The organism is Halorhodospira halophila SL1 (assembly GCF_000015585.1).
Lineage (GTDB): Bacteria > Pseudomonadota > Gammaproteobacteria > Nitrococcales > Halorhodospiraceae > Halorhodospira > Halorhodospira halophila.
The window spans coordinates 2,391,981-2,415,268 of sequence record NC_008789.1 but is presented as its reverse complement, the minus strand read 5'-3'; the positions used below and the strand labels follow the sequence as shown (position 1 = coordinate 2,415,268).

Annotated in this window: 21 protein-coding genes; 12 read left to right on the top strand and 9 right to left on the bottom strand. The window is 69.9% G+C overall.

Annotated features, from left to right (window positions below):
• Positions 1-28: 28 nt before the first annotated feature.
• Both HHAL_RS11115 and HHAL_RS11110 read right to left on the bottom strand, forming a co-directional pair.
• Entirely contained in the window at positions 29-1,363 is a 1,335-nt protein-coding gene (locus HHAL_RS11115) for a PhoH family protein (RefSeq protein WP_011814986.1), read from the bottom strand.
• Between the two features lie 44 nt (positions 1,364-1,407).
• Positions 1,408-1,935 carry a glycine cleavage system transcriptional repressor gene (locus HHAL_RS11110; RefSeq protein ID WP_011814985.1) on the bottom strand — a complete coding sequence of 176 codons (528 nt, stop codon included), beginning with the start codon at positions 1,933-1,935 and terminating at the stop codon, positions 1,408-1,410.
• A gap of 158 nt (positions 1,936-2,093) precedes the next feature.
• Between HHAL_RS11110 and dapA the strand changes: the two genes are divergently transcribed.
• The 5 genes from dapA (at position 2,094) to HHAL_RS11085 (ending at position 9,486) form a co-directional block, all read left to right on the top strand.
• Complete coding sequence (gene dapA / locus HHAL_RS11105; RefSeq protein ID WP_041595184.1) at positions 2,094-2,981, top strand: 4-hydroxy-tetrahydrodipicolinate synthase; 888 nt, start codon at positions 2,094-2,096, stop codon at positions 2,979-2,981.
• The gene (bamC, locus tag HHAL_RS11100) at positions 2,978-3,577 is read left to right on the top strand and encodes an outer membrane protein assembly factor BamC (protein WP_011814983.1); all 600 of its coding nucleotides are present in this window, start codon (positions 2,978-2,980) and stop codon (positions 3,575-3,577) included. The genes dapA and bamC overlap by 4 nt, the downstream gene beginning before the upstream one ends.
• Before the next feature lie 2 nt (positions 3,578-3,579).
• Entirely contained in the window at positions 3,580-7,479 is a 3,900-nt protein-coding gene (gene purL, locus HHAL_RS11095; RefSeq protein WP_011814982.1) for a phosphoribosylformylglycinamidine synthase, read from the top strand.
• 93 nt (positions 7,480-7,572) lie between these two features.
• A complete protein-coding gene (gene galU / locus HHAL_RS11090; RefSeq protein WP_011814981.1) occupies positions 7,573-8,466 on the top strand; it encodes a UTP--glucose-1-phosphate uridylyltransferase GalU in 894 nt (297 codons plus the stop codon).
• Between the two features lie 30 nt (positions 8,467-8,496).
• Positions 8,497-9,486 carry a quinone oxidoreductase family protein gene (locus HHAL_RS11085; protein ID WP_011814980.1) on the top strand — a complete coding sequence of 330 codons (990 nt, stop codon included), beginning with the start codon at positions 8,497-8,499 and terminating at the stop codon, positions 9,484-9,486.
• Between the two features lie 239 nt (positions 9,487-9,725).
• Here HHAL_RS11085 and HHAL_RS11080 read toward each other — a convergent pair whose 3' ends face one another.
• From HHAL_RS11080 to HHAL_RS11070, 3 genes are read right to left on the bottom strand one after another with little or no spacing between them, the layout of a single operon-like run.
• A complete protein-coding gene (locus HHAL_RS11080; RefSeq protein WP_011814979.1) occupies positions 9,726-10,661 on the bottom strand; it encodes an ArsA family ATPase in 936 nt (311 codons plus the stop codon).
• A gap of 27 nt (positions 10,662-10,688) precedes the next feature.
• Complete coding sequence (locus tag HHAL_RS11075; RefSeq protein WP_011814978.1) at positions 10,689-10,967, bottom strand: cory-CC-star protein; 279 nt, start codon at positions 10,965-10,967, stop codon at positions 10,689-10,691.
• The gene (locus tag HHAL_RS11070; RefSeq protein ID WP_011814977.1) at positions 10,964-12,736 is read right to left on the bottom strand and encodes a carbon starvation CstA family protein; all 1,773 of its coding nucleotides are present in this window, start codon (positions 12,734-12,736) and stop codon (positions 10,964-10,966) included. Before HHAL_RS11070 ends, HHAL_RS11075 begins: the two co-directional genes overlap by 4 nt.
• A gap of 95 nt (positions 12,737-12,831) precedes the next feature.
• On the opposite strand from HHAL_RS11070, the gene HHAL_RS11065 reads away from it, so the two are divergent.
• Positions 12,832-13,278, top strand: a complete 447-nt coding sequence (locus HHAL_RS11065) for a universal stress protein (RefSeq protein WP_011814976.1) — start codon at positions 12,832-12,834, stop codon at positions 13,276-13,278.
• Positions 13,279-13,291: 13 nt separating this feature from the next.
• Here the strand turns inward: HHAL_RS11065 and HHAL_RS11060 are convergent, their stop codons facing one another.
• Positions 13,292-13,633, bottom strand: coding sequence for a hypothetical protein (locus tag HHAL_RS11060; RefSeq protein ID WP_041595182.1), 342 nt, complete (start codon positions 13,631-13,633; stop codon positions 13,292-13,294).
• A 152-nt stretch (positions 13,634-13,785) separates the two neighbouring features.
• Positions 13,786-14,256, bottom strand: coding sequence for an Hsp20/alpha crystallin family protein (locus HHAL_RS11055; protein WP_011814974.1), 471 nt, complete (start codon positions 14,254-14,256; stop codon positions 13,786-13,788).
• A 95-nt stretch (positions 14,257-14,351) separates the two neighbouring features.
• On the opposite strand from HHAL_RS11055, the gene HHAL_RS11050 reads away from it, so the two are divergent.
• From HHAL_RS11050 to HHAL_RS11040, 3 genes are read left to right on the top strand one after another with little or no spacing between them, the layout of a single operon-like run.
• Positions 14,352-15,242, top strand: a complete 891-nt coding sequence (locus HHAL_RS11050) for an ion transporter (protein ID WP_242463852.1) — start codon at positions 14,352-14,354, stop codon at positions 15,240-15,242.
• Positions 15,217-15,429 (top strand): heavy-metal-associated domain-containing protein, encoded by a 213-nt coding sequence (locus HHAL_RS11045; RefSeq protein WP_011814972.1) that lies wholly within the window; start codon positions 15,217-15,219, stop codon positions 15,427-15,429. The genes HHAL_RS11050 and HHAL_RS11045 overlap by 26 nt, the downstream gene beginning before the upstream one ends.
• A gap of 31 nt (positions 15,430-15,460) precedes the next feature.
• Positions 15,461-17,725: a heavy metal translocating P-type ATPase gene (locus tag HHAL_RS11040; RefSeq protein ID WP_011814971.1), complete on the top strand. Its 2,265-nt coding sequence runs from the start codon at positions 15,461-15,463 to the stop codon at positions 17,723-17,725.
• 99 nt (positions 17,726-17,824) lie between these two features.
• On the opposite strand, the gene ssb is transcribed toward HHAL_RS11040, so the two are convergent.
• Entirely contained in the window at positions 17,825-18,307 is a 483-nt protein-coding gene (gene ssb / locus HHAL_RS11035) for a single-stranded DNA-binding protein (RefSeq protein ID WP_011814970.1), read from the bottom strand.
• A 223-nt stretch (positions 18,308-18,530) separates the two neighbouring features.
• On the opposite strand from ssb, the gene uvrA reads away from it, so the two are divergent.
• Complete coding sequence (gene uvrA / locus HHAL_RS11030; protein WP_011814969.1) at positions 18,531-21,368, top strand: excinuclease ABC subunit UvrA; 2,838 nt, start codon at positions 18,531-18,533, stop codon at positions 21,366-21,368.
• 29 nt (positions 21,369-21,397) lie between these two features.
• Here uvrA and HHAL_RS11025 read toward each other — a convergent pair whose 3' ends face one another.
• Positions 21,398-21,916 (bottom strand): hypothetical protein, encoded by a 519-nt coding sequence (locus tag HHAL_RS11025; RefSeq protein ID WP_011814968.1) that lies wholly within the window; start codon positions 21,914-21,916, stop codon positions 21,398-21,400.
• Between the two features lie 184 nt (positions 21,917-22,100).
• On the opposite strand from HHAL_RS11025, the gene HHAL_RS11020 reads away from it, so the two are divergent.
• Entirely contained in the window at positions 22,101-22,562 is a 462-nt protein-coding gene (locus tag HHAL_RS11020) for a hypothetical protein (protein ID WP_011814967.1), read from the top strand.
• A gap of 91 nt (positions 22,563-22,653) precedes the next feature.
• Positions 22,654-23,262, top strand: coding sequence for a class I SAM-dependent methyltransferase (locus HHAL_RS11015; RefSeq protein WP_041595679.1), 609 nt, complete (start codon positions 22,654-22,656; stop codon positions 23,260-23,262).
• The last annotated feature ends 26 nt before the right edge of the window (positions 23,263-23,288 follow it).

The following is a 23,288-nucleotide window of genomic DNA, read 5'->3' as shown; positions in this document are numbered from 1 at the left end:
GGGCGCCGCCGTGGCGGCGCCCCGGGTCTCAGAGGACGTCGGAGGCGTAGTCCGCCAGCCGCGAGCGCTCGCCGCGGCGCAGGGTCACGTGGCCGCTGTGGGGCCAGTCCTTGAGCCGGTCCACCACGTAGGTCAGCCCGGAGGTGCTCTCGGTCAGGTAGGGGGTGTCGATCTGGCCGATGTTGCCCAGGCAGATCACCTTGGTGCCGGGGCCGGCTCGGGTGATCAGCGTCTTCATCTGTTTGGCGGTCAGATTCTGTGCCTCGTCGAGGATGACGAACTTCTCCAGGAAGGTCCGGCCGCGCATGAAGCTCATCGAGCGGATGCGCACCCGCGAGTGCAGCAGATCGGCGGTGGCCGCCCGTGCCCAGTCGCCGCCCAGGCCGCTGTCCGGGGCGCTCAGGACCTCGAGGTTGTCCATCAGGGCCCCCATCCAGGGGGTCATCTTCTCTTCCTCGGTGCCGGGCAGGTAGCCGATCTCTTCGCCGATGGCCACGGTGGCCCGGGTGGCGATGACCTCCCGGTAGCGCCCCTGGTCCATGGTCTGCGCCAGCCCGGCGGCCAGGGTCAGCAGGGTCTTGCCGGTGCCGGCGGCGCCCAGCAGCGAGACCAGGTCGACTTCCGGGTCCATGAGCAAGTGCAGGGCGAAGTTCTGCTCGCGGTTGCGTGCACGGACGCCCCAGACGGCGTTGTGCTCCCGGAAATCGGTCACCGGCGCCAGGATGGCCTGGTCATCCTCGAAGCCACGCACTACCCCCTCGAAGCCGTCCTCGGCGTAGAGGCACTGGTTGACCCGCCAGACGGTGTCCTGGGGCACCGGAACCCGGTAGCCGCGCTCGTGGGTGCGGGCCCGGTCCCAGGCCGCTGCGGGGATGGCATCGACGCCGGTGGGCAGCAGGTCGACATCATCGATGACCCGGTCGCTCTCATAGTCCTCGGCGGCAATGCCGGCCACCTGCGCACGGATGCGCAGGTTGATGTCCTTGGAGACCAGTACCGGGGTCGGCGGCAGGGCCTCGCGCAGCCGCGCGGCGGCGGCCAGGATGGCCGAGTCGCCGCGTCCGTGCCCCTCGGTCTCGAAGAACAGTCGCCCGGACGGTTCGCCCGGCGCGCCGCTGCCCAGAGGCACGCCGTCTTCGAGGGAGCCCGGCGTGTGTCCGGTCAGCAGGCCGTCCAGGAAGCGGCTGACCTGCCGGGCATTGCGCGCCACCTCGGACAGCCCCTCTTTGGCGGCGTCGAGCTCTTCCAAGACCGCCGACGGCAGGCAGACGTCGTGCTCCTCGAAGTGGAACAGTGCCGTGGGGTCGTGCACCAGGACCGACGTGTCGAGCACGTAGATGCGTTGGGCGGGCGGGTGGCTCATGGCGCTTTCATCCCCGTATCGGGGTGGGTGGTCCGGTTCCGCGGCTACTTGGCTGGCTCCATGATGGCGTCCAGGTTGAACTGATCGCAGAAGTCCATGAACTCGTCGCGGAGGCTGGCGATGTGCAGCCCGGCCGGGACATCCACGGTCAGGTAGACCGAGAACATCGGGGTTCCGGTGTGGGCCGCGGCGTAGCTGGCGGTCTGCATGTCGCGGATGTTGATCTCGCGGGTGGCGAAGAAGTTGGCCAGTTCGGCGACGATCCCCGGGTGATCCAGGGCGACCACCTCCACCGAGTAGGGCAGCAGTTGTTCGCCGGTGGCGGCCGGTTCGGTGCGCTGGATGTGGATCTCCAGGCCCATGCGCCGTGCCGAGTGGGGCAGGCTGGTCTCGAGTTTGGCCAGTTCGTTCCAGCGCCCAGAGACCATCAGGATCATGGCGAACTCGCCGCCGAGCACGCTCATGCGGCTGTCGGCAATGTTGCAGCCGGTCTCGGTCACTGCACTGGCTAGTTCGCGGACGATGCCGGGGCGGTCGTGTCCGAGGGCGGTGATGACCATCAGGTTGTGCATCGCGCTGCTCGCCCTGTTGGGTATGCGGCGGCAGTCTAGCACGGAACCCGGTCACGGTGCGTCGGGGTCCGGTGGGGATCCTTGCTTGGCGCCGCGCAGCCCGCTTAGTACCATGACCCCCTTGCCGATCAGACTCGTGACCGATGACGGAGGTGGTGATGTTCCGCGGCAGCATGGTGGCGATGGTCACCCCGATGAAGGCGCAGGATGGAATTCGGGACGCCGTGGATGAGAAGGCGCTCAAGCAGCTGGTCGAGTATCACGTCGAGCAGGGCAGTGACGCCATCGTTGCCGTGGGGACCACCGGCGAATCGGCCACTCTCGACTACGAAGAGCACCGGGATGTGATCCGCGCCACGGTCGAGGCCGCTGCGGGCCGAATCCCGGTGATCGGCGGCACCGGTGCCAACTCGACCTGGGAGGCCATCGAGCTGACCCGCAGCGCCATGGAGGCCGGCTGTGATGCGGCGCTGCTGGTGGTGCCCTACTACAACAAGCCCACCCAGGAAGGGCTGGTTCAGCACTTCAGCGCCATCGCCGAGGCGGTGCCCATCCCTCAGATCCTCTACAACGTGCCGGGCCGCACTGGGTGCGACATGCTCCCCGAGACCGTCGAGCGCCTTGCCGACCTGCCCAACGTGGTCGGCCTCAAGGAGGCCCAGGGCACCGTGGAGCGGGCCGAGGAGGTGATCCGCCGCTGCGGTGATCGGCTGGATGTCTTCGCCGGCGACGACTTCAACGCCCTGGGCATGATGCGGGTCGGTGGCAAGGGGGTGATCTCGGTCAGCGCCAATGTCGTCCCGCGGCAGATGCACGACCTCTGTGCGGCCGCCCTGGCCGGCGACATGCAGACCGCCGAGGCCATCAACGAGCGCCTGACGCCCCTGCACCAGGCGATGTTCTGCGAGCCTAACCCGGTACCGGTGAAGTGGGCGGTGGAGGAGCTCGGCATGGCCGGTTCCGGTATGCGCCTGCCCATGACCCGCCTGACCGAGGCCGGGCAGGCCCGGGTGCGCCAGGCGATGCAAGACGCCGGTCTGCTGTGAGGGGCCGGGTCGCCAATGGCGCCCGCTGGGTCCTGGTGGCGGTGCTCGCCACCGGGCTGCTGGGCGCCTGTGCCACGGACCCGCTGACCCGCGACGAGGCCGAATACCCGGATCACCTCGTCATCCCGCCGGATCTGGTCGGTGAGCCCGAGCTCGCCGAGGATGATCCAGTGCCTCCGGAGCCGGATGCCGACGCCGAGCTGCCGGTGGAGGTCGAGCGTACCATCCCGTCCCGGCTCACCGACGTCGACGGAGATCCCCGGCTGGCGCTGGACATGGGCATCAACCAGGCGTGGATGGGTACCGGGGCCGCCCTCAACCGGCTCGATTTCACCGTCCTGGAGCGCCAGCGCGACGACCTCTACTACCTGATCCGCTACGAGCCACGGGCCGATGAGCAGATCGAGCAGCCCGGCCTGTTCGCGCGCTGGTTCGGTGGCGCCGAACGGATCGACACTTCGCCCCAGCGCTTCCGTATCCAGATCGGCCGCGACAACGGGCAGGTCGTGGCCAAGGTCCGCGATGAGAACGGCGATCCAGCCGCGGAAGCGGTGGCGGAACGGCTCCTGACCCTGCTCGATCGCCAGCTCTACTGACCATGTTGCAGATCCCCGGAAAACGCGCCCTCTCTCCCTTTCGCCTCGACAAGCTGCGGGACGAACTCCGTGACGCCTGTGCTGCGGTGCGCGCCGTCGATGCGACGTACTGCCACTTTGCCGCCACGTCCCGCCCCCTTTCCGAAGCGCAGCATGAGATCCTGCTGCAGTTGCTCGACTACGGCGCCGACTACCCGGCGCCGTCCGCGGCGGAGGGCGAGGTCACCACGCTCTTGGTGGTGCCTCGGCCCGGCACCGTTTCTCCCTGGTCGAGCAAGGCCACGGATATCGCCCGCAACTGCGGGCTGAGCGATATCGAACGTATCGAGCGCGGGACCCTGTTTCGCATCACTACCGACGGCCCCCTGGAGGGGGCTGCGCGCCAGGCGCTGGTCGCGGCCATCCACGACCCGCTGACCGACGCCGTTCTCGCCGGCCCCGAGGAGGCCGAGGCCCTGTTCCGCGACAGCCAGCCGCGCCCGGTGGCCGAGGTCGATATCCTCGGTGGTGGCCGCGAGGCGCTGGTCCGGGCCGACGCCGAGCTGGGCCTGGCGCTGGCCGAGGACGAGATCGATTACCTGCTCGAGAGCTACGACGGTCTGGGTCGCAATCCCACCGACGTCGAGCTGATGATGTTCGCCCAGGCGAACTCGGAGCACTGCCGACACAAGATCTTCAATGCCGACTGGGTCATCGACGGTGAGGGGCAGCCGCAGTCGCTGTTCGCCATGATCCGGCGCAGTCACGAGGCCAGCCCCGAGGGGGTGCTCTCGGCCTACAGCGACAACGCCGCCGTGGCCGCCGGCTACGACGCCCGGCGCCTGCACGCCGGGGCCGACGGGTGCTACCGCGAGCACCCGGAGCCGGCCCATCTGGTGATGAAGGTCGAGACCCACAACCACCCCACCGCCATCGAGCCCTTTGCCGGCGCCGCTACGGGTGCCGGCGGCGAGATCCGCGATGAGGCCGCGACCGGCATCGGCGGTCGCACCAAGGCAGGGCTGACCGGCTTCTCGGTCTCCGATCTGCGCATCCCCGGCTTCCCGCAGCCCTGGGAAGGCCCGGAGGCCCGGCCGCGCCGGATCGCCTCTCCGCTGGCGATCATGCTCGACGGCCCGCTGGGGGCAGCCGGCTACAACAACGAGTTCGGGCGGCCGGCGCTCAGCGGCTACTTCCGCACCCTGGAGTTGCCGGCCCCCGGCCCCGGCGGCGGCGAGCAGGTGCGCGGCTACCACAAGCCGATCATGATCGCCGGCGGCATGGGCAACATCCGCGACGCCCACGTCCACAAGCGCAGCCTCCCGGTGGGGACGCCGGTGGTGGTGCTGGGCGGCCCGGCCCTGCTCATCGGCTTGGGCGGCGGGGCCGCCTCGTCGGTGGCCAGTGGCGCGGGCGATGAGTCGCTGGATCTGGCCTCGGTGCAGCGCGACAACCCCGAGATGCAGCGTCGCGCACAGGGTGTGCTGGACGCCTGCACCGCCCGCGGCGAGACGAACCCGATCCTGTCGATCCACGACGTCGGTGCCGGCGGTCTGTCCAACGCCATCCCCGAGATCCTCGACGACGCCGACCGCGGTGGACGCATCGAGCTGCGCACTATCCCCATCGACGACCCGGGTATGTCGCCGCTGGAGATCTGGTGCAACGAGTCCCAGGAGCGCTACGTCCTCGCCGTCGATCCCGAGCGATTGGCCGAGTTCGAGGCCCTGTGTGCCCGCGAGCGCTGCCCCTACGCGGTGGTCGGCGAGACCACCGACGCGCGGGAGTTGGTGGTCGGGGACGGCCACTTCGACAACACGCCGGTGGACCTGCCCATGGAGCTGCTCCTGGGCAAGCCGCCGAAGATGCTTCGCGACGTGCGTCGTCGGCCGGTGGCCGGCGCCCCCCTGGATCTCGCCGGGGTGACCGTCGCCGAGGCCCTGGAACGGGTTCTGCAGCTGCCCGCGGTCGCCTCCAAGGAGTTCCTGATCACCATCGGCGATCGCACCGTCACCGGGCAGGTGGTCCGGGATCAGATGGTCGGGCCCTGGCAGGTGCCAGTGGCCGACTGCGCGGTGACAGTCTCCGATTACCGCGGCTACGCCGGGGAGGCCATGGCGGTGGGCGAACGGCCCACGGTGGCCATCCTCGACGCCCCGGCTTCCGGTCGCCTGGCGGTGGCCGAGGCCCTGACCAACCTGGCTGCCGCCGGGGTGGGGTCGCTGTCGGCGGTGAACCTCTCCGCCAACTGGATGGCCGCCTGCGGCCACGAGGGGGAGGACGCGGCGCTGTACGACACGGTGGCCGCCGTCGGTCGGGAGCTCTGCCCCGAGCTGGGGGTCGCCATCCCAGTGGGCAAGGACTCGCTGTCCATGCGCACGGTCTGGGAGGAGGCCGGCGGGCAGCGGAGCGTCACGGCGCCGGTCTCCCTGGTGGTTTCGGCCTTCGCCCCGGTGGCCGATGTGCGTCGGGCGGTGACGCCGCAGCTGCAACCGCAGGACGACAGCGTGCTGGTCGCCCTGGAGCTCAGCGGCGACCAGCACCGGCTGGGCGGCTCGGCCCTGGCGCAGGTCTACCGCCGCGTCGGCGAGCGCCCGGCCGATCTGGATAGCCCGGCCGCTTTGCGCTGGGCCTTCGATCGCGTGCAGGGCCTGCTGGCCGAAGGGCGCGTCCTCGCCTGCCACGACCGCTCGGACGGCGGTCTGCTGGTCACCCTCTGCGAGATGGCCTTCGCCGGGCGCTGCGGTTTCGAGATCGATCTGGACACCCTGGGCGGCGAGGCCGCGGACCGCCACCTGGCCGCCGCATTCAGCGAAGAGCCCGGTCTGGTCCTGCAGCTTGCCACCGCCGAGGCGGACGCCCTCGAGGCGGCCGCTGCCGAAGCCCCTGAGGGGGTGCGCGTGCGCCGGCTGGGGCACCCGCGCCCGGATGACCGCGTGGTGGTCCGCGGCCAGGGCGACGTGCTGCTGGATCGGTGTCGCCGGGAGCTGCAGCGGCGCTGGGCCGAGACCAGCTATCGCATGCAGGCCCTGCGCGACGACCCCGAGTGCGCCGCCGAGGCCTTCGACGCCATCCCGGTCGCCGACGACCCCGGGCTGACAGCCACTCGGCTGACCTTCGAGCCGGGCGAGGACGTGGCGGCTCCGTACATCGCCACGGGCGCCCGCCCCCGCGTGGCGGTCCTCCGCGAGCAGGGGGTCAATGGCCACGTGGAGATGGCGGCGGCCTTCCATGCCGCCGGGTTCGAGGCCGTGGATGTGCACATGAGCGATATCCTGTCCGGACGGGACGACCTCGGCAGCTACCACGGTCTCGCGGCCTGTGGCGGCTTCTCCTTCGGCGACGTGCTCGGCGCCGGCGGGGGGTGGGCCAAGAGCATCCGCTTCCACGAGGGCGCCCGGGAGGCCTTCCACGCCTTCTTCCAGCGCCCCGATACATTCAGCCTGGGGGTGTGCAACGGCTGCCAGATGCTGGCCCATCTGCGCGATCTCATCCCCGGCGCCGAGGCCTGGCCGCGTTTCGTGCGCAATCGCTCCGAGCAGTTCGAGGGGCGCCTGGCCCTGGTGGAGGTGCTCGACTCCCCCTCGGTACTGCTGCGCGGCATGGCCGGCTCGCGGCTCCCGCTGGCGGTCGCCCATGGCGAGGGGCGGGTGGACTTCGGCGCCGGCGATGCGGACTCGGCCCGACCGGTGCTTCGCTACATCGACGGTTACGGCCAGCCGGCACAGACCTACCCGGCCAACCCCAACGGCTCGGCCGGAGGGGTGACCGGCTTCACCAGCGAAGATGGCCGGGCCACCATCCTGATGCCCCACCCCGAGCGGGTCTTCCGAAGCGTGCAGTACTCCTGGCATCCGTCGGAGTGGGGCGAGGACGGGCCATGGCTGCGCATGTTCCGTAATGCGCGGGCTTGGGTTGGCTGAGATCGGCCCCTACCTTACCCGGTAGGGCCGTCGGCCGGATCGCCGCCGGCCGGCGGCACAGGGAATGACCGAACAACGTCAGGAGGTCGTATCTTGAGCGCCAACTACCCCATCCGAACCGTCGTCTTCCCGGTGGCCGGGCTCGGCACTCGCTTCCTGCCGGCCACCAAGGCCAGTCCCAAGGAGATGCTGCCGGTCGTCGACAAGCCGCTGATCCAGTACGCCGTGGAAGAGGCCGTGGCCGCCGGCGCCGAGTACCTGGTCTTCGTCACCGGTCGCACCAAGCGCGCCATCGAGGACCACTTCGATACCGCCACCGAACTGGAGCGGGAACTCGAGGCCAAGGGCAAGGAGAAGCTCCTCCGGTTGGTCAAGGACACCGTGCCCAAGGGGGTCAGCTGTATCTACATCCGCCAGGGCGAGGCCCTGGGGCTGGGGCACGCCGTCGCCTGTGCCCGTCCGGCGGTCGGCCGCCGTGAACCGTTCGGCGTCATTCTCGCCGACGACCTGATCAACGCCGGTGACGGTGCCCCGGCGCTGGCCCAGATGGCCGAGGTGGCCGCCGCCCGCGGTGGTTCGGTGCTCGGTGTCGAGCGCGTTCCGCAGGCCGAGACGGACAAGTACGGCGTCGTCGAGGGCGAGACCGTGGCCGACGGGGTGACCGCCGTGCGCGGCATGGTCGAGAAGCCCAGCCCCGCTGAGGCCCCGTCGAATCTGGCGGTGGTCGGACGCTACATCCTGTCACGCAACATCTTCGACCACCTCGACCGGACCGAGCCCGACCACCGGGGGGAGATCCAGCTCACCGATGCCATCGTCTCCCTGATGGCGGAAGAGTCGGTGTACGCTTACGAGTACGCCGGCGAACGCTACGACTGCGGCAGTAAGCTCGGCTACCTGCAGGCCACGGTGGCCTACGGACTCGAACATCCGGAACTCGGCCCGGCCTTCCGGGACTATCTCAAAGGGCTGGACACCGGCGCCTGAGCGGCGCCGCCCGGCCAACAGGAGGACGCCATGGCCCGCGCTGTCCGCATCCATCAAACGGGTGGCCCCGAGCAACTCCAGGTCGAGGAGATCGACGTGCCCGCCCCCGGTCCGGGTGAGGTCCTGTTGCGCCAGACCGCCTGCGGGGTCAACTTCATCGACTGCTACCACCGCAGCGGGTTGTACCCGCTGCCCCAGCTGCCCCACGGCATCGGGGTCGAGGCCTGTGGTGTGGTCGAGGCGGTCGGCGACGGGGTCCGCGGGGTGCAGACCGGGGAACGGATGGCGTATGCCACGCCGCCACCCGGCGCCTACGCCGAGGCCCGCGTGCTGCCGGCGGATCGCCTGATCCCGGTCCCCGACGAGGTGGAGGACGCGGTGGCCGGTGGCACGACTCTCCGCGGCCTCACGGCGTGGCTGCTGCTGCACCGTACCTTCCCGGTGCGCCGGGGGCATACGCTGCTGATCCACGCCGCCGCGGGCGGGGTGGGGCAGATCCTCTGTCAGTGGGCGGACTACCTCGGGGCCACGGTGATCGGCACCGTGGGCGACGAGGACAAGGCGCAGGTGGCCGCCGAGCACGGCTGTCACCACCCCATCCTCTACACCCAAGACGACTTCCGCGAGAAGGTCGAGGCGATCACCGGGGGACGCGGTGTGGATGTGGTCTACGACTCGGTGGGGGCGGCCACCTTCGAGGCCTCGCTGGATTGCCTGCGCCCACTGGGGATGATGGTCAGTTACGGCAATGCCTCGGGGGCTCCGCCTGCCATCGAGCCCGGGCTGCTGGCGCAGAAGGGGTCGCTGTTCCTGACCCGGCCGGTGCTGTTCCACTACATCGCCGATCGGCACGAGCTGCTGGCCGGAGCGTCGGCCTACTACGATGCCCTTACGCAGGGGGTGATCGAGCCGGCGGTGGGGCGGCGCTACCCGCTGGAGAAGGCGGCCCGGGCCCACACGGATCTGGAGGCGCGGGCGACCACCGGCGCCACGGTGCTCGATCTCGGCGCAGCGGATTGACCCCGGCGCGGGGGATGCCCCCGGTCCGCCGGCGTCATTGAGCGCGCCGAGCCGCGCAGCCGGCGCGGGGGCCCAGCGCGAACCTTGACCGGTTCGCGCTGGTCAGCGAGGTTTTGTCCGAGCGGCGCGCCAGCGCCGCGAGTTAAGCGAGCGGCCCCGCGCCGGTGAGCAGCGCAGGGGACCCCGCAGGGGCGCGCTCGTTCGACGCCGGCGGACCGGGGGCATCCCCCGCGCCGGGGTCAGTCCCGCAGGTGCCCGGCGATGGCGCGCAGGTCGTCCAGGTCGCGCACGTCCGCGGCGCGAAGCGGCACGTAGTAGCGCCGCCGTTCCGCGAAATGCCGTTCGATCGCCGCTAGGTGCTCCGCCTCCGCGGCGCGACGCTGGGCCACGAAGGTACCGTCGGCCTCCTCCGGCAGCACCTTGTTGATCACCAGCGCCCCGACCCGAAGCTGGTGGCTGTCGAGGTCCGCCAGCGCACGCCGCGTCTCCTCCACCGGCAGGTGCTCCGGAGTGAGGACAAAGACGAAGGCTGTCATGGCCGGATCCAGCATCAGGTCGCGCACCGCCGCGATGCGTCGGCGCCGCTCACTGAGCAGATCGTAGAGCGGATCCTCCGGGACCTCTCCGTCGCCGAGCCACTGCGACCGCTCCCGGTTGTGCTCCGTGCGCTGGCGGAGCAGGCCGTCCACCCACGCCCCCATGAGCTCCGGCAGGGTCAGCAGTCGGATGGTATGGCCGGTGGGGGCCGTATCGAAGACCACCTGATCGTACCCCTTCGCCTCGCCCGGATGGGCCTCGTCCAGCAGGATTCCGACCATGCGATCGAACAGCGCCGCCTCGTAGGCCCCCGGGGCGCGGCCGGCCATGTCGATCTGGCGTTCGGCCTCCTCGATCATCGTCGAGCGCACTGTGGCCCGGATGTTCTGCTTGACCTGCTCGATGTAGCGGGCGCACTCCGCATCCGGGTCGATCTCGATGGCATCGAGGTTCGGTGCCACCCGCGTCGGCTGTCCGCCGAGTGGTTGGCTGAAGGCGTCGCCCAGGTTGTGGGCCGGGTCGGTGGATACCAGCAGCACCCGTCGTCCGCTGTCCGCGGCCGCCAAGGCGTGGGCGGCTGCCGTGGTGGTCTTGCCCACGCCGCCCTTGCCGGAAAAGAAGAGGATCGGTTCATGCATCACCGCGATGCCTCCACGGGCCGACGCCTAACAGCACCGGATGTGATCCAGCGGCGAGTGGTCCATGCCCATCCGCTGATGCCACTCGTGGTACGACTCGATGAGCGCCGGATAGAGCTCCAGGGTGTAGTAGGAGGCCGGGTTGGGGAGGCCCATGGCCTCCCCGAACAGCATCAACAGGATCAGATCCTCCTGCTCCTGTAGCTCCCGTTTTACCTCGGCATCGTGGCCCAGGCGCAGCGACTGGTCGTAGCCGCGCAGCAGCTGCTGCAGTAAGGCCCACCAGGAGGAGTCCGCCGCGCTCATGACCGCTCCCGCTCCGGCTCTTCGTCAGCCGGGTCACGCAGGGCCTCCAGCTCGTCGCGGTTGCGGAACAGCCGCACCGCCTCGAGCAGGATCCAGATGGCGAAGCCGAGGATTACCGCGCCCAGACCGAAGAGCAGCCACTCGGCGTCGGCCTCGCGCAGCCCCGACCACTCCAGGACCACCTGCTCGGTCATGGCCCAGATGGTCATGGCCAGCAGGAAGACCATTGGGATCAGGGTGGGGATCGGGCTGCGCCCCTTCCGATACAGCCACAGCGAGATCAGCATCAGCGTGATCCCGGCCAGCAGCTGGTTGGAGGTGCCGAACAGCGGCCAGAGCAGGTAACCGCCGGAGCCGAGGCCTTCGCCCCCGTCCGGGACCAGCACCAGGAAGGCGGTCAGGCCCACGGCCAGCGAGGTGGCCACGTGGCGGCGGGTGAGGTTGGGGATGCGGTACTCGGTGCCGAGCTCGCCGATGATGTAGCGCAGCAGGCGGACCGCCGAGTCGAGCGTGGTGGCGGCGAAGCAGACGATGATCAGCGCCACGATGGTGGCCGCCACGTCGGACGGGATGCCGATGCCGCCCGCCAGCTGCGAGGCGCCTTCGACGAAGTTGCCGACGCCGGCCTGGCCGGCCGCGGCGAAGCTCGAGTAGCTGTCCGTGAACTCGGCGGTGCCGGCGAACAGGGTGGCCACGGCGATGATGGTGATCAGCGCCAGGGTTCCCTCACCCAGGGCCCCCAGGTAGCCGACGGTGCGGGCGTCGGTCTCCTTGTCCAGCTGCTTCGAGGAGGTCCCCGAGGCCACCAGCCCGTGGAAGCCGGAGATGGCGCCGCAGGCGATGGTGATGAACAGCAGCGGGAACCAGGAGGTGGTGGCCTCGGTGTTGTAGGCCGGCGCCGTGATCTCCGGCTGCATCACGAACAGACCGAGGTAGAGGATGCCCAGGCCGACCACCAGCTGCTGGGCGTTGATGTAGTCCCGGGGTTGCAGGAGCTTCCACACCGGCAGGGTGCTGGCGAAGTAGACGTAGGCCAGCAGGACCAGGATCCAGATCAGGAAACTGGCCGGGGTGGCCTCCAGCCCAAACAGGGCGGTGGTCTCGCCCTCACCGCCGAACCAGCGCACCAGGTCGATCTGCAGGAACTCGTAGTGCGTGGTGAGGATGGCCGTGCCGTACATGATCACCAGGGCGATCAGCGACGGCACCAGCAGGCTGCCGCCGCGGCGCAGGACCATGTAGCCGATCCAGATCGCCACCGGCACCTGCAGGACCACCGGCAGGACCGCGGCCGGGTTGCTGATGAACAGGTTGGCGATCACCCAGGCGAAGACCGCGTTCACCATCAGGATGAGGATCAGGATGATGAACAGGAACAAGAGCTTGGCGCGGCGGCCAATGATCCGGTTGGCCATGGTGCCCACCGACTGACCGCGGTGGCGGTTGGAGAGCACCAGGGCGCCGAAGTCGTGCACGCCGGCGGCGAAGACGGTCCCTAGGGCCACCCAGGCCAGGGCGGGCCCCCAGCCCCAGTACATGGCGATGGCCGGGCCGACGATCGGCGCTGCGCCGGCGACCGAGGTGAAGTGGTGCCCCCAGAGGACCCACTTGTTGGTGGGGACAAAGTCGACGCCGTCCCGGTAGCGGTGGGCCGGTGTGACGAAGTTCGGGTCCAGACGGTAGATCCGCTCCGCTAGGAACCGTGAGTACCAGAGCCATCCAAAGATGTAGAGGGCGACAACGGCAACCGCAAGCCAGATGGCATTCATTTCGCCTTCCTTTCCCCGTAGTCTGTGCCGATGGTCACTGGACTATAATTCACTCGGTCCGTCGAAAAACAGCCTGCACGACCCAAGGGGGGCTTATGAGTTCGATTGTGGTGGGTATGGACGGCTCCACAGGAGCGCAGCGTGCCCTCAACTGGGCGGTCAACGAGGCGGCGCTGCGCCGCTGCCCGGTGCGGGCGATCTACGTCATCGACCGGCGTTACCTGGACTCGGATCTCGGTGTGCTGGTGGCCCCTGCTGCCTCGGAGCTGGAAGCGGAGGCGCGGGCGATCCTCGACCGGGCGGTGGGTGCCATCGGCGAGGTGCCCGAAGGGGTCGACCTGCGCAAAGAGGTGGTCCATGCCGAGCGGCACGGCATTGTCGGTACGCTGCTCGATCAGGCCGGGCAGGATGCAGAGCTGTTCGTTGTCGGCAGCCGCGGTCACGGCGGCTTTGCCGGCCTGTTGCTCGGCTCGGTGAGCCACCAGGTGCTGCAGCACGCGTCCTGCCCCGTGGTGGTCGTCCCCCACGGTCGCGAGGGCTAGCCAGGCCGTCACCCTAGCGCGTCGGGAAGCGCCGCCAGGCGCCGCGACCGTAGATCTCCGGGAAGGTGCCGAGGACCTCGGACTGTTCCTGGCGGATGCCTTGCTGGAGTTCGCGGACCCCCGCCTCGAGTTCGGCATCGCGACCCAGGTTGTACATCTCGGTGCCGGCCGCGCGCATTTCGTCCCGGGTGCTGCGATCGCCGGCATCCGGGTCGAGCTGGTGGCTACCCGGCCACTGGCGCGGGTCCGAGTAGTCGGGCTGGGTGTCGGTCGGTTCGGGGGCCGGTCGCTGCTGGTGGCCATAGCCGGTGCACGCCCCCAGCGTCACGGCGGCGAGTACCAGCCCGAGGCCCACCCGTCCCGCTCTTGTCCGGCTTCGAAGCTCCATAACCGGCAGTATGCGCCAGCCGGCGGGGGAACCCCAACCCCGCGCGTCCGGCGGATGGCGCCTGTAGCCACAAAAAAGCCGCGGCGAGGCCGCGGCGGGTGGGTCGTTGATGCGAAGGGTTACTCGTCGGCCGCCTGCACCTGGATGCGCTTGGCCGGTTCTTCCTGGCGCTTGGGTACCGTGACCTCCAGGACGCCATTGCGGGCGCGGGCCTGGATCCCCTCCGAGTCCACGTTGTCCGGCAGCGTGAAGCGGCGGAAGAAGGTGCCACGGACCCGTTCCAGGCGCTTCCAGTTGGCGCCGCTCTCGGTCTCCTCCGACTCGCGCTGACCCTTGATGGTCAGCATGCCGTTGTCCATGGCCACATCGATCTCCTCGGGGGAGACGCCGGGCAGGTCGACGTGGACCACGTAGTTCTGCTCATCCTCGCGGATGTCCACGGCCGGCAGCCAATTGCTGGCGGTCTCGCCGTTGTCCTCGCCGGCCCGCGCCAGCGCGCCAGGGCGAGCCGAGCCCGGGGCGAAGATCCGGTCCAGGTCGCTCTGCAGGTCGCGCAGTGTGCTCCAGGGGTCGTAACGCATGAGTGTCATACGCATCACCTCCTGTCTCGTTATACTGGGGGGTTCTTCGGAGTGGGGCCCAGTGGCTGGTGCCCCCGTCCGTAACTCTAAAGATGGAGGCGGGTTTGGCTTTTTCAAGTGACCGGGGCTCGGGGGCGCGCTCCCCGATCAGGGAATGGCACGCGCGTCTGCAGGGGCTGGTTGAGGCGCGGCTGTTCCAGAACACGGTCATTGCCGTGATTTGCATCAACGGCGTCACCCTGGGGCTGGAGACCTCGGACGATCTGGTGGCGTGGAGTCGTGGGGCCATCCCGCTGATCAACGAACTCATCCTCGCCTTCTTCGTCGTCGAGATCGCGCTGCGGGTCGTGGCCTGGGGGCCACGTTTCTTCCGAGGGCCCTGGAACCTCTTCGACTTCGGCATCGTGGCGATCTCCCTGGTCCCCGACGCCGGCGCTTACTCGGTGCTCCGCGCGCTGCGCATCCTGCGCCTGCTGCGGCTGCTCTCCCAGGTCTCCCGGCTGCGCATCATTGTCGAGTCGCTGCTGCGCGCCCTGCCGGGCATCGGCTGGATCGGGGTGCTGCTCGGGCTGGTCTACTACGTCTTTGCCGTGATGGGCACCGAGCTCTACGGCAACACCTTCCCCGACTGGTTTGGCAGCATCGGTGCGAGCATGTACACCCTGTTCCAGGTGATGACGCTGGAGAGCTGGTCAGAGGCCATCGCCCGCCCGGTGATGGAGGAGTACACCGGGGCGTGGTTCTACTTCGTAGCCTTTATCCTGGTGTCGGCGTTTACCGTTCTGAACCTTTTCATCGGTATCATCGTCAATAGCATGCAGTCCCTGCACTGGGAAGAAGAGGAAGAGAAGCGGGTCGCCTCCGAGGAGAAGGCCCACAACGAGCGCGAAGAGATGCTTCACCACCTGCGCGAACTGCACGCCAAGGTCGATAAGCTGGAGCAACGGATCCAAGCAGACGGAGCAAGTCATGGAAACGGTCAGAATCCGGATTGAGGGCATGAGCTGCGCCCATTGCGAGGCCTCGGTACGTGAGGCCCTGGAGAGCCTGCCCGGGGTGGAGCGGGTGGTCAGCGTCAGCGCCGAGGACGACGAGGCCGCCGTGGAGGGACGCCCCGATCCGGCCATGGTCGCTCAGCGCCTGGAAGAGCTGGGCTTCACCGGTATGGTTACCGACGACTAAGCGCCCCAACATCCGGGCGCGAGGAGGCCGAATGGCCGAGGCGCGCATCGAGCTCAGCGTCGAGGGGATGTCCTGCGCCTCTTGTGTGGCGCGGGTGGAACGCATCGCCGGGCGCCTGCCCGGGGTCACCGAGGCCTCGGTCAGCCTGGCCACCGAGCGGGCCACCATCGCCTACGATCCGGCCCAGGTCAGCCCCGCCGCCATCGCCGAGGCCCTGACCCGGGGCGGGTTCCGGGCCTCGCCGCGCAAGAGTGATGAAGAGGCCGCGGCGGGTCGCGACCGCGAGCTGAGCGATCTCTGGCGTGATCTGGTCATCGCCGCCACGCTGACGATCCCGCTGGTCCTGGTGGCCATGGGCCCGATGCTCTGGCCGGCCCTGGCGGACGCCATGGCCGCCCTGGCGCCGGAGCGCGCCTGGCTCTGGGTGGAGTGGGCACTGGCCACGCCGGTCCTGGGCTGGGCGGGGCGGCGGTTCTTCATCCACGGACTCCCGGCGCTGCGCCGCCTGGCCCCCGAGATGAACACCCTGGTCATGCTCGGCACCTCGGCGGCGTGGTGCTACTCCACCACCGTGCTGATCGCCCCCGGGCTGTTCCCCGAAGGGGCCCGCGGTGTCTACTTCGAGGCCATCGGCGTGATCATCACCCTGGTCCTGGTGGGGCGCTATCTCGAGCTCAAGAGCCGTGGCCGGGCCTCGCAGGCCATCCAGCGGTTGATGGCCCTGCAGGTCCCGACCGCGCGCGTCGAGCGCGACGGTGTGGTCAGCGAGGTCGCGGTCGAGGAGGTCCGGCCCGGGGAGCGGGTGCTGGTGCGCCCGGGCGAGCGGGTGCCGGTGGACGGCGAGGTGGTCGAGGGCTCGAGCTACATCGACGAGTCCATGGTCACCGGAGAGCCGGTGCCGGTGGGCCGGGGTGCCGGGGACGAGGTCATCGGCGGCACCATCAACGGCAGCGGCGCCTTTAGCTTCCGCGCCACCCGGGTCGGGGGCGACACGGTCCTTGGCCAGATCGTGCGCATGGTCGAGGGGGCCCAGGCCTCCAAGCCCCCCATCCAGTCCCTGGTGGACCGGGTGGCCGGCGTCGTCGTCTGGGGGGCCATCTTCCTGGCCCTCAGCGCGGTGGTGCTGTGGACCGCGCTCGGGTTCGGCATCGACCACGCCCTGGTCGTGGCCGCGGCGGTGCTGCTGATCGCGTGCCCCTGCGCCATGGGCCTGGCTACGCCCATGGCCATCATGGTGGGCACCGGGCGTGGCGCCGAGCAGGGCATCCTCTTCCGTCGCGGGGCGGCCTTCCAGGCCTCGGCCGGCATCGACACCGTGGTGCTGGACAAGACCGGCACCCTGACCGAGGGGCGCCCGGCGCTGACGGAGCTAGTGCCCCGGGGCGGCTGGCAGTACGACGAGGTCCTGGCTCGAGCCGCGGCGGTGGAGGCGCACAGCGAGCACCCGCTGGGCGAGGCCGTCGTGGCGGCCGCGCGGGAGCGCGGGCTGGCGGTGCCCGCGGCCGAAGGGGTCGAGGCCGTTGCCGGCTTCGGCATCCGCGGCCGGGTGGCGGGGGCCGACGTGGCCATCGGCGCCCGGCGCTATATGGAGACCCTGGGGGCAGCCATCGAGCCGGATCAGGCCGAGCAGGCCGATGCCCTGGCCCGGCGCGGCCGGACGCCGATGTACGTGGCCATCGACGGGCGCATCGCCGGGCTGATGGCCGTGGCGGACCCGATCAAGGAGGGGGCCAAGGACGCGGTGGTGGCCCTGCAGGGGATGGGTCTGCGGACGGTGATGCTCACCGGCGACGACCGGGCGACCGCCGAGGCGGTCGCCGCCGAGTTGGCCATCCGCGAGGTCCGCGCCGAGGTGCTGCCTGCCGACAAGGAGACGGCCATCAGCGACCTGCAGGCCGAGGGGCGGCACGTGGCCTTCGTCGGTGACGGCATCAACGACGCCCCGGCGCTGGCCCGGGCCGATGTCGGGGTGGCCGTGGGCACCGGGACGGACGTGGCCATCGAGGCCGGCGACGTGGTGATCATGGCCGGCGACCCGCGCAGCGTGGCGCGGGGCCTGGGACTGGCCCGGCAGACCTTCCGCACCATCCGGCAAAACCTGTTCTGGGCCTTCGTCTACAACGTGACCCTGATGCCGGTGGCTGCGGGTGCCCTGTACCCCTTCTTCGGGGTGCTGCTCTCACCGATGATGGCCGCCGGGGCGATGAGCCTCTCCAGCCTGCTGGTGGTCACCAACAGCCTGCGCCTGCGGCACACGGCCTTGCCGGCGCAGGAGGCGCTGCCGAGTCCGGCCTGATTTGTAGAGGCGGGGCTGGGTTGGGAGCACCCGAAACTCCGAGGCCCGCACTGGGCGGGCCTCGGGGTGGGTCGATCGGCTGTCGCTGAAAAGTCCCGATCAGAATGGGATATCGTCGTCGAAATCCGCCGGGGCTTCCTGCATGCCGCCGCCGCCACTGCCACCACCGGCGTCGCCGGCCGGGGCCTGAGCCGGGCGCTGGTCGCCGCCGCCGCCCATGGGCGCGGCACCGCCCCCACCGCCGCGGCTGTCGAGCATCTGCATCTCGTTGGCGACGATCTCCGTGGTGTACCGGTCCTGGCCGTTCTGGTCCTGCCATTTGCGCGTCTGCAGGCGGCCTTCAATGTAGACCTTGCTGCCCTTGCGCAGGTACTCGCCGGCGATCTCGCCGAGGCGGTTGAACATGACCACGCGATGCCACTCGGTGCGCTCCTGCTGTTCACCGGTCTGACGGTCGCGCCAGGTGTCCGAGGTCGCCAGGGCGACGTTGGCCACCGCGCTGCCCGACGCGGTGTAACGGACCTCGGGGTCCCTCCCCAGGTTGCCGATCAGGATGACCTTGTTGACGCCTCTGCTGGCCATGGCCGTGCTCCTCCGAAAAGTCTTTAGTGAACAGTGGGATGGGGCCGCGTCGCGGCCGGCGAAGCGGGGCGGCCACGCTCCGTGTCTGCCGCCCCACAGCTGGCCTCAATGTAAAGGTTTTGCCGGTCCGGCGAAACCGGCCGCAGCAGCGCCGGCGGCCTGACATGTCGTCCCTGGCGCGGTACCTTAAACGGTTCGCCGGCCACATCGCGTCGAGAGCAGCATGGACCATATCCGCATCCGCGGCGCCCGCACCCACAACCTCGACAACCTGGATATCGACATCCCGCGCAACTGCCTGGTGGTGATCACCGGGCCGTCGGGGTCGGGGAAGTCGTCGCTGGCCTTCGACACCCTCTATGCGGAGGGGCAGCGGCGCTACGTAGAGTCGTTGTCCGCCTACGCGCGGCAGTTCCTGTCGATGATGGACAAGCCCGACGTGGATCACATCGAGGGGCTGTCGCCGGCGATCTCGGTCGAGCAGAAATCGGCGTCCCACAATCCGCGCTCCACGGTGGGCACCGTGACCGAGATCCACGACTACCTGCGCCTGCTCTTCGCCCGGGCCGGCATCCCGTACTGCCCCGAGCACCAGGTCGCCCTGGAGGCGAGCACGGTCTCGGAGATGGTCGATCGCATCCTGGCGGAGCCGGAGGGGAGCAAGATGATGCTGCTCGCCCCGCTGGTCGACGGGAGCCCCGGCGAGCACCGGCGCACCCTGGAGCAGCTGCGGAGCCAGGGGTATCTCCGGGTGCGGATCGACGGCCAGGTGGTGGAACTCGATCCGCTGCCCCAGCTCGACGGCGACAGCGCCCACGATATCGAGGCGGTCATCGACCGCTTTCGGGTCCGCGACGATCTCGCCGGGCGGCTGGCCGACTCCATCGAGACCGCCCTGCGCATCGGCGAGGGGGTGGTGCGGGTCGCCTGGATGGACGAGCCGGAACGCGAGGCGCTGGTCTTCTCCGCGCAGCACGCCTGCCCGGAGTGCGGCCACGCGGTGGAGCCCCTGGAGCCGCGGATGTTCTCGTTCAACAACCCTCAGGGCGCCTGCCCGACCTGCGACGGGCTGGGGACCCAGCACTTCTTCGACCCCGAGCGCGTAGTCAGCCGGCCGCAGCTGACGCCGGCCGAGGGGGCGATTCGTGGCTGGGACCGGCGCAACCTCTACTACTTCGCCATTCTGCAGGGGCTGGCGGCGCACTACGGGTTCAGTCTGGAGACCCCGTGGGCCGATCTGCCGGAGTCCACGCGACACTGCATCCTCTACGGCTCCGGCGATGAGGAGATCGTCTTCCACTACCCCGGCCGCAATGGCCACACGGAGCGCGTTCATCCCTTCGAGGGCGTGATCCCCAACCTGGAGCGGCGTTTCCGGGAGGCCGAGTCCGCCACCGTCCGCGACGAGCTGGGTCGCTTCATGGCCCAGCGCACCTGCCCGGAGTGCCAGGGCGGTCGACTGAATCAGCGCGCCCGCAACGTGCGGGTGGAGGGCGTCGCCCTGCCGGATATCGCCGCGCTACCCATCTACGTCGCCCGGGAGCGGGTGCGGGCCCTGGAGCCGGATGGGGCCCGCGGGGAGATCGCCCGGCCGATCCTCGAGGAGATCCGGCAGCGCCTGGGCTTCCTGGAGGATGTGGGGCTGGGTTACCTGACCCTGGACCGGGCGGCGGAGACCCTCTCAGGCGGCGAGGCGCAACGCATCCGCCTGGCCAGTCAGATCGGCGCTGGCTTGGTGGGGGTGCTCTACGTCCTCGACGAACCCTCCATCGGGCTGCACCCCCGGGACCACGATCGGTTGCTCGACACCCTGCGTCGGCTGCGGGATCTGGGCAACAGCGTCATCGTCGTCGAGCACGAGCCGGACGCCATGCGCGCCGCCGACCACATCATCGACATGGGGCCGGGCGCCGGGATCCACGGTGGCACGGTGGTGGCCGCCGGTACCCCGCAGGCGGTGGCCGAGCACCCGGATTCGGTCACCGGGGCGTTCCTCAGCGGCCGGCGCACCATTGCGCTGCCGCAGCGCCGGCGTCCTCCGGAGGACGAGCGCTGGGTGCGGATGACCGGCGCCCGCGGCCACAACCTGCAGGACGTGACCGCCGAGATCCCCGTGGGCTTAATGACCTGTGTCACCGGGGTCTCTGGCTCCGGTAAGTCCACGCTGATCAACGACACCCTCTACCGCAGCGCCGCCCGCGACCTCAATGGCGCCCAGACCAGCCCCGCGGAGCACGATCGCGTCCACGGTCTCGAGCACTTCGAGAAGGTGGTGGACATCGATCAGAGCCCCATCGGCCGCACGCCGCGCTCCAATCCGGCGACCTACACCGGGGTGTTCGGCCCGGTGCGCGAACTCTTCGCCGCCACGCCCGAGGCGCGCGCCCGGGGCTACAAGCCGGGGCGTTTCTCCTTCAACGTGCAGGGTGGGCGCTGCGAGGCGTGCCAGGGCGAGGGCGTGGTCCGCGTGGAGATGCACCTGCTGCCGGATCTCTACGTCGCCTGCGACAGCTGCCACGGCACTCGCTTCAACCGCGAGACCCTGGAGATCCGCTACCGCGGCTACACCATCCACGAGGTCCTGGAGATGACCGTGGACCAGGCCTACGAATTCTTCGAAGCGGTCCCCGCCATCCGCCGCAAGCTCGAGACCCTGCGCGAGGTCGGCCTGGGCTATCTGCGCCTGGGGCAGAGTGCGACGACCCTCTCCGGTGGTGAGGCGCAGCGCGTCAAGCTGGCCCGGGAGCTCTCGCGGCGCGAGCACGGGCGCAACCTCTATATCCTGGATGAGCCCACCACCGGGCTGCACTTTGCCGACGTGGAGCAGCTGCTCGCGGTGCTGCAGCGCCTGTGCGACCACGGCAACACCGTGGTGGTGGTGGAACACGACCTGGACATCATGCGCTGCGCGGACTGGATCATCGATCTGGGGCCGGAGGGCGGCGACGGCGGCGGGCAGATCCTCGCCGCTGGCCCGCCGGAGCACGTGGCCGAGAGTGCGGCCTCTTACACCGCCGCGTATCTAAGCCAGGCCCTCGGCACGGGGCCGGTCGCCGGATAGGCCAGTGCGTACCCCGGCGGCCCCGGGTGTTACCCGCCCGCGAGCCCCAGCGTCACCAGCAGCTGCCGATTGCCGGGGTCCGTGTCCACCTCGGTGACGCGGACCCGCTTGAACATCCCGGTGGGCAGGGATTCCGCCCAGCCCTGCTGATCGATCCAATGATCGACGCGCACCCGGGCCCGGTTGCCGATGATCTCCATCTCGGGCATGCGTCCCAGCGCCCGCAGGACGAAGGGGGCGGCGAAGAAGGGGGAGGTGCGCTCCAGGTGCAGCTCCACGGAGGGGCCGGCGGTACCGGGCGGCGGTGCCACCGCGATGAAGGTCACCGAGAAGGGGATCCACACCCCTTTCTTCTTCTCGCCGCTGACCACGATGCGCCCGCCTTCGCTGATGCGCAGCGTCAGGTGGCGCAGGCTGGGGTCGTTGGCCCCGGTCACCGTTCGTGCCATGGCCCGTTCCGGAATGGGCACGCAGACGCTGCGCTGGCGCAGGCGCTCGGCGATGCGTGAACCGGTCCGGATCAGCTCCTCGGGTAACAGGCGTTCCATCCTTGCTCCTCGTGGCTCAGGCGGGCCGCAGGCGGGCTCGATCCTGCGGGGCCCGATCAGTATGCCACCGGGGCGTGCCGGGGGCGGAACCGGTCGCGCCGGGTGCGCGCAGCCCCTCGCAGGTGCCATCCTGAGCGATACTGTACCGAAGAGCGGTATCCGTCAGCCTGGAGGGAGAAGCTTGATGCTGCGCATTCGCCGTTCCGCTCCGGCCCTGATCCTGGTGCTGGCCCTGGCGTTGGTGGCCGCTGGCTGCGAGCGCAGCGGGCCCAGTCCCACGGAGTCGGAGGTCCGTGACCTGCTGTTCGAGGACGAGACCGAGTTCTACCTCGGGGACGTCAAGGTTTTTGAGTTAGTGGACTTCGAGCTCGTTTCTACCCACGAGCGCGATGATGGCTCCTATCTGATCCGCGTGCGCAAGGAAGTGGCGATCACCGAGGAGGGGGTGGAACTCCTGCGTGACCCGGGCGCCTTCGGCGAGCGCGCCTTCAGCAGCGATACCCCGCTGGACAGCCTGGAGATGGTGTTCACGCTGTGGGGGTTTGCCCTGCGCCAGGCGGGGCAGGTGGAGCCCGGCAGCACCATGGAGCACAAGGATGAGCTGGAGCTGGTGCGCACCGATCAGGGCGAGTGGCGGATCTGGTAGGATCCCGCGCGATGCGAGCGGTGGCCCGGCAACCGGCGGGCCGCCCGCCGATGGAAGCCAGCCCCTGACCCGTGAGGTCCGCATGCCCGGCATCCGCAGCGCTGTTTACGACGCCCTGATCCTTCGCCTCACCGCCCGCTGGTACGCCGAGGTGCTCGAGCGGCTGCCCGAGGGGGCGCATGTGCTGGATGTGGGTGTGGGGACGGCGGGGGCCCTGCTGGCCAACGCTGAGCGGGTCCGGGAGCGGGATCAGCGGGTAACCGGCATCGACATCGATGGGGACTATATCGAGCGGGCCCGCCAGCGGGTTGCGGCCTCGGTCCTGGCCGAGCGGGTCGCCCTGCACCACGAATCGGTCTACGACCACGACGGTGGGCCGTACGATGCCGTCTACTTCTCGGCCAGCTTCATGCTCTTGCCCGAACCGGAGCGGGCCCTGCGCCACTGCGCCAGGCTCCTGCGCCCGGGAGGGTGCCTGCTCTTTACCCAGACCATCCAGCGGCGGCGGGCGCCGTGGCTGGAGCGCCTCAAGCCGATGCTCAGGCGGATGACCAGCATCGACTTCGGGCGGGTCACTTATGAGGAGACGTTCCGGGCGCAGATCCGCGCCGGCGGTCTGGAGCTGGAGGCCTGGGAGACCCTCGCCGAGCACGCCGGGCGGGCCTCCTGTCTGGTGGTGGCCCGCCCGGCTGGCGGCTAGGCGGGTCCGCCCTGTACGGCGAATCG